Origin of the sequence: uncultured Aquimarina sp. (assembly GCF_947496855.1) — a bacterium.
Taxonomy (GTDB): domain Bacteria; phylum Bacteroidota; class Bacteroidia; order Flavobacteriales; family Flavobacteriaceae; genus Aquimarina.
On sequence record NZ_CANMED010000001.1, the window covers coordinates 536,622 to 555,598 of the forward strand.

Genomic DNA, 18,977 nt, shown 5'->3' on the forward strand with positions numbered 1-18,977 from the left:
ATTAATATGTAATTTCAAGTCACTAGATTATGAAACAAAACATATTGAAAATAGTAATACTATTTAGTATGATTATATTTTTTGGAATTGTAAGTATAGATCCAGAACATAGTCAAACTGAACAGGAAAATACTCCAATGTATCAACTATTAATTGATAATGCCGGCTTTAACATTATAGAATATAAAGTATTATTTGTCAGTGATCTAAGGTCAATTCATCGAATTTGGTTATTCATTATTATGGGCATATTATTAATTGCTATACTAGTATGTGTATCAATATTCCCTAAAATAGAACCATCACCATCAAACTCTTAAAACATTATGAAGAATATATTTTCAACTATTTTATTTTTATCCTTTGTAAATATTATAACGGCTGATTCTATAATTGCAAATAGGGCTATAGATACCACAACAGTGCTTTCTGATACGGAAACATATTCTGTATACCATGATAACACACATGTTTACCTAACTATAAATACGATAGACCCCAAAATCGCTACATCTATATTACGTCAAGGAGTAACAATTTATTTTGATGTTAAAGGAAGAAAGAAAAAGAACGTATCCATAACGTATCCAATTATAAGAAATCAAAGACCAACTAAAAGAAATGAAGATGAATCACGCGAATTAAGAAGGCCTAAAGAAGATAGTAGTTTAATGAGACAAATAGATCATAGGTTACAGAATGATCCTCCACAGAAAGCATTGTATACCTATTATGATAACATTAAAGAATTTAATACATTTCTTAATAATGATGGTATCTCTATAAACATAGAATTAGATAAAGAGAAAAATAGTTTACTATATAGTTTGAAAATACCCAAACTAAAAATAACTAATGATGCAAATATTAATCTTAATAAATTAACCATAGGTGTCAAAACGGTAGAAATATCAAAAAACAAATCTGAGGGAGCTAGATCATCCAATCAACAACAATCAGGAAGAGGAACGGGTAGAGGTGGGCCTCCAAGAGGCAGTGGAGGACAAGGGAGATCTGGCAATGGTCTTTCGGGAGATCATGGAAGATCAAAAGGTGGAAAACAATCTCCGGTAGAATTATTAGACTTTTGGTTTAAAGCAAAATTGAAATAATAAATAAGAAAAATCGAAATAGGTAAATAATATGACTTTTATAAATATGGGCAATATGTTCGATTTAAATCAGATATATCTGTTTTTAGTATATGAAATTTCTAATGACGTTAATCATGTCAACCGAACTTCTAATTGATTTTGTGTTAAATATGCTCTTTTAGAGTTTTTATTAATTAGTTAGTTTTTGAGATAAGCTCCGTAAGTAATTACGGAGCTTATTGATTTAGTAAAAACCACCAACCTAAAACATAATATACTCTGACGGAATTATCATTTCGACATATTTTATCTGCTGTTTCGTTTTACTTCGTGCTATAATTTTTAAAATTAAATAGCATGTTTAAAAAATATCGAATTCTCAAATGGAGTATAATTTCCTTTTTAGGTATTGTTTTGTCACTTTTTATTTTTGGCTGGTGGTTTATGAATCTATTACCATCCGCAGAGAATAGAACGGATGTAACAATCACGAAAGTATCAGATTTACCATACCTTTCTAAAGATGTTCTATCAAAACGCGGAAAAATTTTAGCAATAGTTACTAGTACTGCTAAAATGGGTAATACCGATAAAAGTACTGGTTATGAATTAACCGAATTGTCTCGTGCTTATTACGTTTTTCAGGCTAATGGTTTTGAGGTGGATATAGCTAGCCCATTAGGAGGAGAACCACCCGTAGTAATTGATGACGAAGATATGGGGCCTTACGATTTTGCTTTTTTAAATGATAGTTTGGCTCAATATAAAGCAAAACATACTATTCCTGTAAAAGATGTTAATCCCGCATTGTATGAGGCGGTATTTTTTGCAGGAGGAAAGGGAGCCATGTTTGATTTTCCAGAAAACACGTCAATTCAGTTAATTGTCAAAAAAATGTATCAGTCTAATAAGGTTATAGGAGCAGTATGTCACGGACCTGCAGCACTAGTAAATGTAACTCTTGATACCGGTCGTCCATTATTGGAAAACAAAAATGTAAGTGGTTTCACTAATGATGAAGAATTATTATTGATTTCGGACGCAAAAAATATATTTCCTTTTCTATTACAAGATGAATTAGAAGATCAAGGTGGCATTTTTAATGAGGGTACTATGTATTTGGAAAATATAAGTCAGGAGAATAATTTAGTAACTGGTCAAAATCCTTGGTCTACATGGAAATTAGCAGAAACAATGATCACTCAATTAGGATATGCTCTAAAATATAGAGAAATTACAGCAGAGGAAAATGCCGTAAAAGTTTTGAAGGTATATGAAGCAGAAGGATCTCATAAAGCAAAGGAATTAATGAAACAAATGGTTTCTATAGATAACAAACCTATGGAAAGAATACTAATAGCAAAACACGGTATTATTGCTGCAATGCAAGGTAAAATAGGAAAGTTTTTTAGTTTGGTCGGGTTAACATCTTACGCAAAAAACATATCAAAAGATCTATGAAAATAAAAATATAAAAACATATCATTGCTAAACAGAAAGTATAAATTCTTCTAAGAGTTTATACTTTCTTGGAATATCAAATATCCCTACATTTGAAAAAATTAGTTTATTGAGTTTTTTAGATATATTATTAATTATTATTAGTAGTGCTGGACTTTTGCATGGAGTACTTTTTGCGTGTTATTTAATTGTTTTCAAAAAGAAAAAGACATTAACTAATTTGTTGCTTGGGTTAATCCTCGTGTTTATGGCATTCCGTATAGGAAAATCGGTAATGCTTAACTTTGGCGATGGTCTAGAGCCTATTTTTATTTTTATAGGACTAGCTTTTCTTTTATTAATTGGGCCATTATTTAGATGGTATATTTTAGGAATGACCCGACCGGATTTTAAATTACCGAAGTACTATTATTTAGAAATTATTCCATTTGTTTTGATTTTTATTTCTAGCCTTTTTGTTACCAAAGAGTGGTATGAAAACAGTAAACTGGTCATTGTAATTTTTGGAAGTGGTCTTTTGTTTATATACGTGCATTTAGCTTTTTACATATTGTATGGCTGGTGGACATTAAAAAAAACAAAGCAACAATATGAACAAATTCTACAAACAAAATCCCAGAAAGCTATATTTAGTTGGTTACGTTTCCTTATCCTAGGTTTCATAGCTATCTGGATTACCTATGTATTAAATATTCTAGATGAAACTGTACCTTATATCGTGGGACCTATTTTATATTCTTTAATCATATATATCTTAAGTTATAAGGCATTTCAATTAAAGGTTACGGATCTGGATGGAGATGTATTTCGTATAAATGATAACAATCTTTTATTTGATCAAATTTCAAAATTAGTTACTGATACAAAATTATATCTCGAACCTGATATTTCTTTAGTTAAGCTTAGTAAACTGATAGGAAAAAGCACGCAAATTACTTCATTAGTTATTAATCAATATGCCAAACGGAATTTTAATGATTTTGTTAATCATTACCGTGTTCAGGAAGCTAAAGAGTTGCTCTCCAATACGGAAAGTGATAAATACACTATTTCTTCTATTGCTTATGATATAGGCTTTAGCAGCCTTTCTTCTTTCAATAATGCGTTTAAAAAGTTCGAAGGAATGACTCCATCTAGATATAGAAAGAACAAAGTTTAATCTCAATATTATGATATATAAAGAGAGGTTATTTATAATAAATTGAAAATAAGTTAATTAATATGTTGTTTATCCAAAAAAAGGAGTCACTTTTGCACTTTAATAAAAATATTTTAATTTAATTACATTACAATGAATAAAGGAACAGTAAAATTCTTCAATGACGCTAAAGGTTTTGGATTTATCACTGAAGAAGGTGCTAACAAAGATCACTTTGTACACATTTCTGGATTAGTAGACGAAGTTCGTGAAGGCGATACAGTTGAATTTGATTTACAAGAAGGAAACAAAGGATTAAACGCAGTGAACGTAAAAGTTATCTAATACATACATATACTTTCAAGTTTAATGAAAAGTCCATCAATATTGATGGACTTTTTTTATGATCTATTTTTTCAATTGTGGTTTCTTTAATTTTAAGGAAATATCTATAGTTTCTTTTGTTGCCCTGCGATAATGGACTTGTTTTTATACAACTTTGTATCTTTTGCATAAGAAGGCTCTTATATCCTTAATACTACTAGATACTGAAAACATAACAATGGCGAAAGTATATACTAGTATATTCTTATATATTGGCACTAAATTTTTATCTTTTTCTATGACGCTTTTTTTTAGGTTGTCGATTAGAGTTCTTTTGTTTTCTTGTCGTTTCAAAAGAGTTTTTTAATGATTTTTCCTTTTTTAGGTGTTCAATAACTTTAGATTTTACTTTCGTTATTAAAATCTCCTCTCTTTTAACATAACTATAAACGCAACCGATCACCATCGATAAACCTAATACGATTGCAACAGATCCATTTTCTATGAGAGGAAATTGCGTATAAAGATTAATTGCAACTCTAGGTTCGAAATTGAAAAAAATATAAAGACCATAAAGCAACCCTATAAACCCCAAAAGACCGAACATGTAAATACTAATGTTTATATCTTTTTTTGCGTTTTTTTCTAGTGTATGTATATTAGTAACACTTAAAAAAGGATTATTATTTTCTTTTTCCTTTTTAATAAAAAGTAAGAAATCATAATCTAAACTATCAAAAGATATCCCATATCTTCTTTTACTAAGATCCTCCTTTGTAATTGTATACTTCATTTACACACGATTTTATAAGTAAAGATAAAAGTATAAAATACATATGATAACAAATACGGATCACTAATTATTAAATAATTCTAAAGCACGATCTATTCCACTATCTATTTCTCCTTCAAAATCTAAAGTTGATAAAAATGGTACTTGATTTTCTTGATTATCAGGTCCAATACCAACAATTTCAAAAACTTCTCCTTGTGCATCACTATATATTTCATTAGACAATCCGATTTCTGCTCCATTCGGTAATACATGTGTAAGAATCGTAGAAAATGCACCTCCTGTATTCTCTCCTACAATCGTTACATATGGTAAATCTTTCATGCAAAGCGCAAAGAGTTCTCCTGCACTAAAAGTAGCAGGACTTGTAAGTAAGATAATATCCTCAGTAAACTGAAAATCACCACTAGGCCCTACAGAAAAAGATTTGTTTTCTGTAAAAGTATTACCTAATCTAGCTTTTTTAAAGTATGAAACTCTTTCTTGGTCCGTAAAGCGGGATACGATATCCAAAGCGACAGTATCAATTCCACCACTGTTAAAACGTATATCAATAACCAATTTAGAAACTCCTGATGTTTTAAGGTCATCCATTATCGTATCTAATAAAATATTTAATGATGATAATTCATTACTGAAATTAGTTCCATATCCTTCCATCCCTAAAATATTAATATAACCAACATCGTTAGTAATCAATCCCCATATGATATTCTCTCTTTCATCTATTTCAAAATCTCCTCCTAAATAATCTGTTACTATGGTTATTAATTTTTCGTTGCCAAGGTTAAAGAAATCATCTACATTTTCTAGTATAAAATCTCCGCTTAGGTTTGTATTTAATCTTTCCAAAAGTTTTGGGATTCCTGATTCAATTTGTATATCATTATCTTCATCAATGATACTTACGTGTCCATCTTCTAACAAATAAGCTAACTCTTCTATAATATTATATAAGTTATCCGCTGTAATTTGTTCTCTTAGGTTTTCATACTGAGACCAATCAATATTTCTTGCCTCAAAAAAAACATAGTAATCATTAAAAATATTCCAGAAATGGTCAAAGTTAACTGTTGGATCTTCCGTAGCAGAAATCTGATCAGACAGACAAAAGGGATTCTGATTTAGTAATCGAGTAAGTTTAACTTCAGAATCTGATAGATCCGAAGTTGCGATTAATTCATTTTCACTTACTTGATTCACTCTAAAATCTTCAAGAACAAAATCATCATCTTGAACAGAACACCCTATAGCATTTATATTGTAAAATACATCTTTATCATCCGTGAATTCAAAAATGTACCCTTTTTCGGCTGAAAACCAAAAACCATTCATCGAATCTTTTACGGGAGAAGATGTATCGTCATATGACTGACAAGAAAATATAAAAAATAGCAGAAAACATATATACCATTTTTTAATGATTATAACAGGAATTTCTTTTTTGATTGCATATAATATCATAAGATTTTTTTTTTTAAAAGTAAAATATTGTACAAAGATCAAGTCTCTGTTTTATTAGAACTGAAGAAAATCGGACGTGATTTTTAACGTCTTATATTTAAAAACGATATCCAATTTTGAGGTTAAAATATGGTGTTAAACCAATGTTTCTACCAGTGCTATTTCCGAAACCAAGTCCTCCGCCAACTCCAACCTCATAATTGAAATGATTACCAATGTTTCTTCTAATTCCCCAAGTTATTGCTGAAAATGGATGATTAGATAAATTTCTATCAATGTCAGAATCATCATAAAAAAAGTAACTACTACGTAACGATACATAATTTCCACTATTACCGTCTATTCTTTTGCCTTGACTTGAGCGTTTTTGTAAATTATAATACCAACGAGGTTCTAACGCTACTATAGGTAATGAATAACCATTGCCAACTTCAGTACCATTGCCATCTGTCCACAAACCTACGATTGCTATTCCTATTTCACTTCGTAATGCAACTTGATTAGATATTTTTAATTCATTATGAACCCACACGCCCATAATTCCAATTTGGGCTCCAAAGATTGATTTTTCTACAGATGCTTCTTGTACATTTTGAGAAAACCCGAAATAAGAATTCATTACTAACAAAAAAATAAAAACTATTTTAGTCATTTTAGATATTGTCATAAAAGTTATTATTAATTAAAAGTTAGGTAGTATTATGTCATTTCATTTTTTTGATTTCCCAATGTAAAAGTATCAGAATCAAAAAATAAAAAGAATGATTTCGGTAAGGAAGAAGTACTAAAACAGTAGGATTACACGAATTAGGACGTTTTTTGAAGCTTTCTAAAAGCTCCGGGAGACATGCCTAAATTAGTTTTAAAAGTACTATAGAAAACACTCTTAGATTTAAAACCAGCTTCTAAGCCAATAGCCTCTATAGAATATTTATTGAAGACAGGGTTTTGTAATAGATTTTTAGCAGCTTCTATTCGATATTCATTTACAAACTGAACAACGCTTTTATTGATTTCCTGATTTATAATTTGAGATAAATACCCTTCACTTGTTTCCAATCGAGTTGCGAGATCCAATCTGCTCAAAAGAGGGTTTTTATATAACTCTTCCTTATCCATTAGAATATATAGCTGAGTGATGATTTTAGAAGCCGTTGTTTCATTTATTCTCTTTTTTACTTTAGTATCATGTGTTTTTTTCGTAATTAAATATTGGTGTATTTCTTCTTTTTGAACTATGATTTGTAGTTTGAATACTCCGTAATACAATATCCACCATAAAAAAACAGAAAGTAGTATACTTAGAAAATCTACGATATATTCTGAATCAAACACATAAAATTCTATATTCGAAATAAACCAAATAACAACAATACATATTATAAAAAAGTTTAATCTCAATAACCAATGTTTTTTTGCTTCTGAAATGCTATTTGACTTTTTCACTAAATACCTTCCCCAAAAAATTAAAATTACATTATAAACAAAGCATCCATTTTCTTTAATATAAAATAGCAAAGCATCAAGATCTGGGTTATAAAGATTAAGAACAAAATCTGAAAAAGAGATAAAAACTTCAATAATCACAGAGCCAATGAAAGGAAAGTAGAGCCATTTATACCATCTTTTTTTAAGGTATTCATGCTGTATCTGAATTAGAAAATAGGTAAACAAAGTTACGGCTACTAAAAACTCTAGCATGATAATGCTTAAAAAATGCAAAAAAATATTTTCTAAGTCAAACCAACTTAAAAGAGTTAAAGTAGAAAGTAAGAATAATGTTAAGGCAAAATAATTGTTTGCGCGACTCTTATAAAAAGAAATAGTAACTAAAGAGATACTTATAAAATATCCCATAATTCCGCTAGTAATTACTGCTAAATCTAATAATGTTGTATTCAATCTTTATAGAAATTAATGGTATGAAAATTAAATGAGATGCGTAAATTAATTAAGGATGAAGGTTTCCTCGCAAAATATGATACATCATATGAATAACTATAAATCTTCTGAAATGTTACATAAGTTTTTATAATTGATCACTGTTTAATCTTTAATATTTGTGAGTTTATAGTAATGATGAATCGGTAATTATAAAATACATAGATGAGTTCTAGTACTTAATTATAGTCTTAATGATATCCTATTGTGTTATTCATATCTCATTAGATTTTAACTATGTTTTTTCTACTATCCTTTTTGACCGTTATTGTATAGTCATAAAACTATACTTAATTTTGTAACTATAAAAAATATAGTAAATTGTTTAAACATTATAGGCTAAATAATTATGAGATATTATTCGGTATTAGATGTAACACCAATTAGCACTGATTGGATTGAAGATTATGTTATAGCTTCAGGAAAAATTGTAGCTAAACACGGGGGTAAGTATTTAGCCTAAATGTATTTCGAACAAATAAATAAAGGTTTTAACAATACATTCCAACCCAATAAGTTGAGTATTGGTATAGTTGTTCCCATAGAGAACTACGCTAATAATTCAATTCCAACATTGAAAAACCACTTAGAACGTGTTAAGCTTATTGAAGAACTTGGTTTTAAAGCACTTTGGGTACGAGACGTTCCGTTTCACGTCCCATCTTTTGGTGATGCTGGACAAACGTATGATCCATTTACATATTTAGGATATTTGGCAGGACAAACTTCTAAAATTACATTAGGAGTTTCGAGTATTGCGTTGCCATTACATCATCCAGTTCACGTAGTAAAATCAGTTACAACAATTGACCAATTATCTGATGGAAGATTAGTTCTTGGTGTAGCTTCTGGAGATAGATACGACGAATATCCTGCAATGAATGTAGATTATCAAAAACGAGGCGAATTGTTCAAAAATGCTTTTGAATATATTAGAAAGTCACAAGATAATTTTCCTGTTTTAGACAATAATTCTTTTGGAGTTTTACAAGGGCATATTGATGTATTGCCAAAAGCGAAATCACATAAAATTCCAATGTTGATTACTGGTTATAGTCAACAATCTTTAGAATGGAATGCAGAAAATGGAGATGGCTGGATGTATTACCCTAGAAATCCATTGCAACAACAAAATACCATTACTCAATGGCGTGAGTTAATTCTGCAAGAAAATAGCAAACCTTTTATGCAACCATTGTATATAGATTTGCAAAAAAATGATGATTTTAAACCACAACCCATTCATTTAGGATTTAAAACAGGTGCTCATTATTTAATTAATTATTTTCAAAACTTACAAGACATTGGAGTTAATCATATTGCTTTGAATTTACGTTTTAATACAAAAAATATTGAAGATACTTTAGAGCAGTTGTCAAAAAAAGTATTACCACATTTTCATTAAGAAATAAAATAAGAAATTAGATTATGAAAAGTATATTAATTACAGGAAGTACCGATGGTATTGGAAAACTAACGGCTATCAAACTTGCTAAGGATGGACATCAAATTTATCTTCATGGGAGAAGTCCAGAAAAATTGGCAAATGTAATTTCAGAAATTAAACAAGAATCTAATAATCCAAATATTGAAGGTTTCGTAGCAGATTTTTCAAATTTAGAAACCATTAAATCAATGGTTGAAGAAATTAAATTCAAACTTTCAAAAATAGATGTGCTCATCAATAATGCTGGAATTTTTAAAAGTTCTATCGATCATAATAAATACGGTGATATTCGTATTGTAGTAAATTATCTGGCTCCATATATAGTAACCAAATCTTTAATGCCTTTATTAGAAATAAGTAATGAATCACGAATTATAAATTTAAGTTCTGCTGCACAATCACCTGTTTCTTTAGAAGCTATTGCGGGGGCTGAGATTTCTGATGCAAATTCTGCATATGCTCAAAGTAAATTAGCATTGACAATGTGGAGTTTTTATTTAGCAAGTCAACAGGATAACGTAACAGTAATTGCCGTAAACCCAGGTTCATTATTAAATACCCGAATGGCTACCGAAGCTTATGGGCAGCATTGGTCACCAGCAACTAAAGGTTCTGATATATTATATGATTTATCTGTTTCTGAAGAATATAAAGATAAAACAGGAAAATATTTTGATAATGATAAAGGGAGTCCCAAAGGAGTATTTGGTCCAGCACATCAAGATGCCTACAATCAAGATAAAATATTAGCTTTAATTCATAAAACAGAAGAAATATGTTTCAGTAAATAACCGATAGCATCTTGATGGTAATTTTCATGTGTGATATATTGATTTCTAAACTGTTACAATAAGTTTGTCTAAATCTCTAAGTGTTGCAAAGGATAAGAGTTAAGCATAGTATGTTTGTAATGAATTATACTTCTAAAACATCTTATTAAAAATGAGATATGAAATCGCGGATGTACTTCTTATTTCTATGTTCCCTTTTTATAACTAAGTAATGATCATGTTTGAAACCATTCTTACTAATAAGTTTTAAAAATAATAGATTCGGATAGTTTAAAAGGGTTTGATTGCGATTTTGAAACACGCATAATAACCATATTTGACTTAATTATTGATAGCGTGATTTCGGTAAACAGAATAGCCAAAATCTTTTTCGTACTAATTTTATTCACTCTCAACAAATCTTAGGTTGTATTACCATAAACTCTGATTTGAAGCTCATAAAGCATGGGAAGAAGTCGCCAAATTGATACTATTAATCCATTTTCTAGATTTTTCATAACTGACAACTTATGATAGTTATATCAAAACATATATTACTAGCAATAACTTAAGTAATTTATTTTTTGATTGTTTTATGTATTTTCAGTTACACTCGGGATTTTCGGTTACTTGACTATGTTAACGAATTCTAGAATTACCCCTTCGAATTCTATAAGGCTATTAGATGTATCATTAATTTTTTCAATTTTTAACAGCTAAATTGGTTAACCAATTTAGCTGTTAAAAATTTACTGAAGATAATGACGTGATGATATGAGTACATAAATATAAAGGGGTTATTACATAAAAATGATTGGTTTATAAGAAAAATCAATAGTGAGAATTGTAAAAAATAATTACACAAATCAAAAAATGAAAACAACGAATCAATTTTTAATAACCTTGTTAGTATGGATAGGTTTATGTTCTTTAACTCAAGCGCAGGTTGCTGTACAAGTAGGATCAATACCTAAACAAACGATGCGCTATGGTATGGATTACGAACGTCTTTGGTATTGGACTAATTCTTTAACTACTGCCGAAAAGGATTTAGTTTCTCAATGGTCAGTTGTAGATAATGATATTGATTTTATACGTGTGGCTATTAATAGTGGGTATGAGCTTACTGAAGGTGATTACGATCTATCAGCTTACACAAATAAGATTATTCCTATGATGAAGGATATGCAGGATGCAAATCCTGATATTAAGTTTTTTGCATCGCCACGACCATTGGATGAAGCTATGAATAATGTTTCTTGGCAACCTTACCCGCAATGGATAACAGGTAGTTCGGGTAGTAATAGTAATTTCTCTTTTAATTGGGAAAAATGTGCGGAATACTTAGTGCGCTATATTGAGCTTATGGATTCTTATGGTCTAGAGATAAGTTATCTTGACTTAACTAATGAATGGAATTATATAACATCTACTCATGTTAGAGATATTGCAGAATATCTTGAAGACGATTTAACAGGAAAAGGCCTTACTATGCCTCAAGTAATAGCCCCTTCTACATGGAGTTATGCCCAAGGAGCTTCGTGGCTAAATTCAGTAAATACTAAACGTCGTAGAGATGCTATCGATATCGTTGCATCACATAATACAGATCCAGGTGGCAGTGCAGAGGCTTTTGTTGAACGCTCTCACGATATTTTAGGAACTAAAAAAGAAATCTGGAATACAGAACTTCATGATTGGAAAAGTACTGGTGGTTATGATGAAGTACTTACTTTTTCGTATATGATGGAAGCCATTAATGCTGGTTTTTCTGGTCTTACTGGTTGGTTGGCTATCGGAACAAAAAATCAAGGACATTGCTATATTTTAAATCCATCGGGTACACCTAGTAGAAATGTAAAATATTTTATTTTTAATAAGCTAACAAATACTTCTCATCGTGGGCAAGCTCTAGACATCGAAACACCTAGAGAGCTTTCACATACTACTGCATTAATAAAGGATAATTTACTTACTGTATGGGCTGTGAATCCAAATAATTCAAGTGTAGATATTTCAATTGATTTAACTGATTATACATCAACTAACCAAACGATAACAAGAACGTACTGGAATACCGATAGCGATGTTGAAGGAGTTGTTAGTAATTATCTAAGTACTAATTCATCAAGTATTAGCGGTACTGTTCCAGCAGGATCACTTAGTTGTTTCGAGATCACTCTTGATACACAAACTCCGCCAACAACAATATTTACACCAGATCCAAATAAAACATATTATATAGATTCCCCGATACATAATGTACGTTTAGCGGCAACAGGAGCGTCAGAAGATGCTTATACTACTTCAATTAGTACTACAGGATCTGATGTGGTATGGCAATTTGTAGCCAAAGGTAACGGTTCTTGGCATTTGCAACGTGCCGCAGGAGGATTTTTACCAAGACTACGTACAGATAACTCCGCCAATGCTGATATGCAGTCTAATGATTGGAATGGTACATATACGTATTATGATATGGAGGCTACAGAATCAGGGAACACCTATTTTTTTACCTTACCTGATGGTCCAAATGATTTTAAAAGATTACAGGTAGATCCTAATGGCGATGTAAGAATGGTACCCTCATCATATAATGGATCTTGGGAATCATTTACGATTACTGAGACTGGTTTTGTAAGTGGTGGTTCTACTATAGTTCATATTACCAAGCGTAATGCTATTGGTTTTGCTATAGATGGTGGTAATGGTGGTAGTGATGGTCAGAATGTAAAGCTATGGTCAGCTGATACAAATAATGTAAACCAACAATGGCTAGAGACCGATAGAGGAAATGGCTATTATTCTTACCAAAAAGTAGGCACGGATTATTGTATCGATGGCGGTCGTGGAGGCGCTAATAATCAGAATGTATATTTATGGAATTGCGATGATAGTAATCAGAATCAACAGTGGCAAAAAGTAGCTGTGAGTGGCGGAGCTTTTAAACTAATCAAACGTAATGCGTCAGATTATACGATCGATGGAGGTAGTGGTGGTGTAAATGATCAGAGTATAGAACTATATGATTCATCGAGCAATCATGAAAATTTGCAGTGGTTCATTACTTCGCTAGGAGCATCAGTAAGAACTCCAGAAGAGATAGCATCACAATATATACAGATATACCCTAATCCAGTAATAAACACAGTTACGATATTAGGAGGATCAGGTTCCGCAGCACGAGTTTATGATATCAATGGAAAGCTACTTTTAACCCAGAACATAACCAAGGATAGTGCAACGATTGATATGAGTGCTTTAGCCAAAGGGATGTATTATCTAAAAATGATTGGTTTACAAGAAAAATCAGTGATGAAAATTTTAAAAGAATAGAATTAGTGCTAATATTTCTTTAGTATCAATTGAAGTATTGGATAATTACAAGAATATATATAATGAACAATTTGACCCCCAAACACGAATTTTTTGATTAAAAAATAAATGTAAATTACGAACTCACCAAATCATTTTATTGAAAACTTACAATTATGAGACCTCATTTAAAAACAACCCTACTTACCGTTATTAGGGATTTATTCATAATCAATTCACAAAAAATAATACTCGTAAAAACAACCTATTTTAATCATTACTATTGCTTTTGGTAACGTATTTAATCTACATGCTTACTATCCATTTAGCCTAAACGCCTATATGAATATAATAATTCAAAGTTATAATTAAACACTCACAACAAAAAGAAAACTCCTTTTAATCCATAATATTCCCAATCAACAAAATTTAGAATTATGAAAAATATACTATTTGTTTTATCGCTTTTTTCCATAGGAATATTTTCTTCTTATAGTCAAGATTTCAATGTTTTAGTTTTTCACGAAACCAATGGTTTTAGACATACGGGAGCTATAAATGCTAGTATTAGTATGTTGGAAGACTTAGGGGCAAATGCAGAGCACGATACGTGGTCAGTAGAAGCAACTAGAGATGCCTCTATTTTTACTACCGAAAATTTAGCTAATTATGAAGTCATTGTATTTTCAAATACAACAGGTGGAGATCTTTTAGATGACAGTCAGCAAGCTGCAATGGAAACTTTTATACAAAATGGTGGTGGATTTATTGGTTTTCATTCAGCTACTGATACATATAGAAATACTAATGAGGGGTCATCCTGGCCTTGGTATAATGAATTAGTTGGAGCTATTGTACAAACTAGTCCGAACCATACATCAAATAATCTTCCCGGTATTATGAATGTTCTTGTCGATCATCCTGTAATTGATCATATTGGAAGTGTTGGCGATACTTGGGCTCACGAAGAAGAATGGTACTATTGGGAACTTAATGGAGGCCAACTAAGCGATACAAATGAGAATCTATTAGAAGTCGAATCTACAGGTGGCCAAAGTTACGATGCTACACGTCCAATAACTTGGTTAAAAGAATTCGACGGAGGAAGATCATTTTATACGGCACTAGGTCATAATGGAGCTACGTATAATAATAATGAAACTTTCAGAGAAATGATTGAAAAGGCAGTACTTTGGACAGCCGACCGATTAGACCCAAATACATCTGAAAATGATTGTGGTGCCGATTTAACCAATAGCTGGACAGATCTTTTAGAAAACGATTTAGAATGTTGGGAAAAATTTATGGGAGTGCCACATACATCTACTGGTTTACCAGGATCGAGTAATAACGTTACAAATGGTTCAGGAACTCCTTTAGGTTTAGATAATGATCCTACTAATGTTTTCTCCATAATTGAAGTCGATGGCGAAAAGCAATTATATATTTCAGGTGAAGTGTACGGTGGTTTAACCACTTTAAACGAATACAGCAACTACCATTTAAGTATGGAGTTTAAATGGGGTGAACTAAAATGGGAGCCAAGATTAAATTTGTTAAGAGATAGTGGTATTCTATATCACTGTCAAGGTGAACATGGAACTTTTTGGGATGTTTGGAAATCTTCATTAGAGTTTCAAGTACAAGAAGGAGACTTAGGTGATTATATTGGTCTAGCGGGTTCAAGAGGGTTGGTTCCCTCAGAAAATAGAGGAGGATTAACTTTTACACCAATGGGTACACTAAATACCGGAACACTAATAAGAGCAGGAACAAATCCTGAATATCCTAATGGAGAATGGAACTTATTAGAAGTTATTGTTATTGGTGATAGAGCAATTCATTATGTAAATGGTGTAATGGTAAATGCATTACAAGACGCTACTCGGAATGGAACTACCTTAACTAGTGGTCAAATACAAATACAGTCTGAAGGTGCTGAATTATACTATCGCAATATTAGAATAAAAGCTGAAGATGAATTCCCAGAAGAAGATGTAGCTACATTAGGTTGGGGTGATGATCCATCTATACCTACCTGTGATACGAATGCACCAATAGGAAAAATGATTGCGTTAAGAAAATCAGGTGGTGATCAAAAATGGATTACTATCAACGAGGCAAATTCTAATCTGATTGCTAATGGAGAAGAGGCAGATAGAGAATTATTTTATATAGAGGAACACCCTAATGGTTGTATTGCACTTAAATCAGTGAATACGGATAAATATGTTCAGGTAGTTGGTGGTAATCAGAATGTATCGATCCGTGCAAATGGGAATGCTCCAGGAACTTGGGAAAATTTTGGATGGGAGCAAAAAGGAGATAATCAAGTAGCGCTTCAAAGTTTATTTAATAACGGATGGATTCAAGCAGATTGGGACGTAGATAACAGTGCGCTTTTCCCTCAAGGAAATACTGATGGAACTGAAGAAACTTTTGATTTTGTAATAATAGATAATGTCCCTACAGCTACTGCAGTCCATATAACAAAACGTAATGCATCTGGTTTTGCTATCGATGGTGATTGGGGTGGAACAAACGGACAAAACGTGTATTTATGGTCAGAAAATGAAAACAATATCAACCAACAATGGATTGAGATCGATCAGGGTAATGGGTATTACTCATACCAAAAGCAAGGAACCAATTACTGTATCGATGGAGATCATGGAGGAATCAACGGACAAAATGTATATTTATGGACATGTGCAGAAAATAATCAAAACCAACACTGGGAAAAAGTAGCCGTAGGTGGAGGAGCGTTTAAGCTTATTAAACGTAATGCTCCTGACTTTGCTATTAATGGAGGTTCTAATGGAGCCAATGGGCAAAATGTAAATCTTTTTGACTCGTCCGAGACAAGTGAAAACTTACATTGGATTATTACCCCTATAGGAGGACCAGTAAGAGCTCCAGAAGTCATAGTACCACAAGAAATTCAACTGTATCCTAATCCAGTAATAAAAACAGCTACCATATTAGGAGCATCAGGTTCCACGGCACGAGTTTATGATTTTAATGGGAAACTCCTTTTAACTAAAAATATAACCGAGGATAGCGCAACGATTAATATGAGTGCTTTAGCCAAAGGGATGTATTATGTGAAAATAATTGGTTTACAAGAGAAATCAGTGATGAAAATTCTAAAGCAATAAGCGGGTTGCTTGGAAGCTATAAACACCTTAAGTATTTTTATTTAATATTATGTCAAGCACCTTGCTTTTGTAAAAGGCAAGGTGCTTTTACAAAGTTTTTTAATAAATAATTAAATTGAAAAAGGAAGTGGAATCGTTATTTCTCGAAGCTAGTCTGTATCTATCTAACATACGAAGCTTATCAAAATGTTATTGAATTTATAGGAGGGTAGGAGGAATAGGAATAGTATCAATAAGGATTATGTTATTTTTATATATAGTATGGAATCAAATTAAAGTTAAAACAAAGTTAATATTTAACCGAACGTTTGGTAAATAACTATTACATTCTATATTTGCTAAATGAGACCGCAAAAAGTAGAGGATTTAGATATGTTAAATGGGTTAATGTCCGTTTTCAGATCCAAAGGTTATGATGGAGCAAGTTTAATTGAATTAGCGACTGCTACTGGATTAAAAAAAGCTAGTCTTTATCATCGTTTTCCTGGGGGCAAGAAAGATATGTCGGCTGCGGTATTGGCTCATTTGCACTCGTGGAATAATAAAAACGTTTATGACGTTTTAACCGACGATACTGAGAATTTTGATGAACGCATAGATACGGTAATTTCAAACATGAGAGAAATTTATAAGGATGGTACTGAAGTCTGTGTATTTAGATCTCTATCCTTAGATTCGGGAATTGCATTATTTGGTGATCAAATACAAGAGGGGATTCAGCTCTTTATAAAGGGATTTGAGGTTTTTGGTTTAGAAAAAGGAATGAGTGTTAAAGAAGCGAGAGATAATGCTAATCAAACCTTTATTGATATTCAAGGAAGTTTGGTTTTGTCAAAATCATTGAATATAACAGAACCTTTTTTGACGGTACTTGAAAAAATCAAAAACAGGTATACTTAAAAAAATTTAAATAAAATTATTACCGAACGTTCGGTAACATGTGAAAAATTATTAAAATTAAAAATGAACCAAAAAGAATAATTATCAAAAAGCAATAAATTATTTAAACTAGAATAATAGAAAAAATGAAAATACTTAAAAATTATTTAACAGTACTTATTTTATCCATTATAACAACATTTTCCGGATTTAGTCAAACAACAACTTATAGTACCGAAGTAGTAGATGACTTAGATATCTTCTACAGAGAAGCGGGATCAAAAAACAAACCTGCACTAGTATTATTACATGGATACCCAACATCCTCATTTATGTTTCGCAACCTTATTGAAGAGCTTTCTACTGAATATCATTTAATAGCACCGGATTATCCAGGTTATGGTAGAAGTTCTCAACCTGCAATTAAAGATTTCGATTATACATTTGATAATATGGCTCGTATAGTAGAGAAGTTTTTAGATCAAAAAGGTATTAAAAAATACAGCCTTTATGTTATGGACTATGGAGCGCCAGTAGGATATAGAATATTTTCTAAACATCCAGAAAGAGTACAGGCTCTAATCGTACAAAATGGAAATGCCTATGAAGAAGGTTTAGGAGTACCATTTGATGCATTAAAAGCTAATTGGGCTAATAATAATGAAGAAACACGTAAAGCTTTAGAAGGGTTTCACACTTTAGGAGGTTTGGAATGGCAATACACGACTGGTGTAGAAGATCCATCAAAAATTAGTCCAGATAATTGGTATTTAGACTATCAACATATTCAGAGGCCAGAGAATAATGAAATACAATTGGCGATGTTTTATGATTATAGAACAAATGTAGCCTTATATCCAGAATGGCATAAAAAATTCAGAAAACATCAACCACCAACATTAATTGTATGGGGAGAAAATGATCCTATATTTCCAGGTATAGGTGCAGTACCTTACAAAAGAGATTTAAATAATGTAGAGATACATTTATTAAATACAGGACATTTTGCTCTAGAAGATAAAGGAGATGAGATTGCAGCATACATTCGTCAATTTTTCAAGAAAAACAACATTAAATAATAGCTGGTTAGATATACCTATAAATGGAAATGGGTACGAAATATATTGTACTAGTATTATTTTTCTTAAATAATAAATACTTTCATTTAGAACTTATAAATAAAACAGCCTTCT

15 protein-coding genes are annotated in these 18,977 nt (G+C 31.3%); 11 read left to right on the plus strand and 4 right to left on the minus strand.

What is annotated here, in order from left to right:
* The first annotated feature begins 68 nt into the window (after positions 1-68).
* The 5 genes from Q0921_RS02380 (at position 69) to Q0921_RS02400 (ending at position 4,038) form a co-directional block, all read left to right on the plus strand.
* Positions 69-320 carry a hypothetical protein gene (locus tag Q0921_RS02380; protein WP_299252723.1) on the plus strand — a complete coding sequence of 84 codons (252 nt, stop codon included), beginning with the start codon at positions 69-71 and terminating at the stop codon, positions 318-320.
* 6 nt (positions 321-326) lie between these two features.
* Positions 327-1,112 (plus strand): hypothetical protein, encoded by a 786-nt coding sequence (locus Q0921_RS02385; protein ID WP_299252725.1) that lies wholly within the window; start codon positions 327-329, stop codon positions 1,110-1,112.
* 339 nt (positions 1,113-1,451) lie between these two features.
* Positions 1,452-2,555 carry a type 1 glutamine amidotransferase domain-containing protein gene (locus Q0921_RS02390; protein ID WP_299252728.1) on the plus strand — a complete coding sequence of 368 codons (1,104 nt, stop codon included), beginning with the start codon at positions 1,452-1,454 and terminating at the stop codon, positions 2,553-2,555.
* Between the two features lie 247 nt (positions 2,556-2,802).
* Positions 2,803-3,714: an AraC family transcriptional regulator gene (locus Q0921_RS02395; protein ID WP_299252730.1), complete on the plus strand. Its 912-nt coding sequence runs from the start codon at positions 2,803-2,805 to the stop codon at positions 3,712-3,714.
* A 132-nt stretch (positions 3,715-3,846) separates the two neighbouring features.
* Entirely contained in the window at positions 3,847-4,038 is a 192-nt protein-coding gene (locus Q0921_RS02400; RefSeq protein ID WP_118456039.1) for a cold shock domain-containing protein, read from the plus strand.
* A 265-nt stretch (positions 4,039-4,303) separates the two neighbouring features.
* On the opposite strand, the gene Q0921_RS02405 is transcribed toward Q0921_RS02400, so the two are convergent.
* The 4 genes from Q0921_RS02405 to Q0921_RS02420 form a co-directional block, all read right to left on the minus strand.
* Positions 4,304-4,810 (minus strand): hypothetical protein, encoded by a 507-nt coding sequence (locus tag Q0921_RS02405; RefSeq protein ID WP_299252732.1) that lies wholly within the window; start codon positions 4,808-4,810, stop codon positions 4,304-4,306.
* Positions 4,811-4,873: 63 nt separating this feature from the next.
* Positions 4,874-6,274, minus strand: a complete 1,401-nt coding sequence (locus Q0921_RS02410; RefSeq protein ID WP_299252734.1) for a S41 family peptidase — start codon at positions 6,272-6,274, stop codon at positions 4,874-4,876.
* Positions 6,275-6,371: 97 nt separating this feature from the next.
* A complete protein-coding gene (locus Q0921_RS02415) occupies positions 6,372-6,941 on the minus strand; it encodes a hypothetical protein (RefSeq protein ID WP_299252735.1) in 570 nt (189 codons plus the stop codon).
* Between the two features lie 140 nt (positions 6,942-7,081).
* Positions 7,082-8,176: an AraC family transcriptional regulator gene (locus Q0921_RS02420; RefSeq protein WP_299252738.1), complete on the minus strand. Its 1,095-nt coding sequence runs from the start codon at positions 8,174-8,176 to the stop codon at positions 7,082-7,084.
* A gap of 502 nt (positions 8,177-8,678) precedes the next feature.
* Between Q0921_RS02420 and Q0921_RS02425 the strand changes: the two genes are divergently transcribed.
* From Q0921_RS02425 to Q0921_RS02450, 6 genes are all read left to right on the plus strand, one after another.
* Entirely contained in the window at positions 8,679-9,620 is a 942-nt protein-coding gene (locus Q0921_RS02425) for an LLM class oxidoreductase (protein WP_299252741.1), read from the plus strand.
* Positions 9,621-9,643: 23 nt separating this feature from the next.
* Positions 9,644-10,453 (plus strand): SDR family NAD(P)-dependent oxidoreductase, encoded by an 810-nt coding sequence (locus Q0921_RS02430; RefSeq protein ID WP_299252744.1) that lies wholly within the window; start codon positions 9,644-9,646, stop codon positions 10,451-10,453.
* An 852-nt stretch (positions 10,454-11,305) separates the two neighbouring features.
* Positions 11,306-13,768, plus strand: coding sequence for a T9SS type A sorting domain-containing protein (locus Q0921_RS02435; RefSeq protein ID WP_299252747.1), 2,463 nt, complete (start codon positions 11,306-11,308; stop codon positions 13,766-13,768).
* Between the two features lie 416 nt (positions 13,769-14,184).
* A complete protein-coding gene (locus Q0921_RS02440; protein WP_299252750.1) occupies positions 14,185-16,905 on the plus strand; it encodes a ThuA domain-containing protein in 2,721 nt (906 codons plus the stop codon).
* Between the two features lie 342 nt (positions 16,906-17,247).
* Entirely contained in the window at positions 17,248-17,805 is a 558-nt protein-coding gene (locus Q0921_RS02445; protein WP_299252754.1) for a TetR/AcrR family transcriptional regulator, read from the plus strand.
* A 125-nt stretch (positions 17,806-17,930) separates the two neighbouring features.
* Positions 17,931-18,863, plus strand: coding sequence for an alpha/beta hydrolase (locus Q0921_RS02450; protein WP_299252757.1), 933 nt, complete (start codon positions 17,931-17,933; stop codon positions 18,861-18,863).
* Positions 18,864-18,977: the final 114 nt, after the last annotated feature.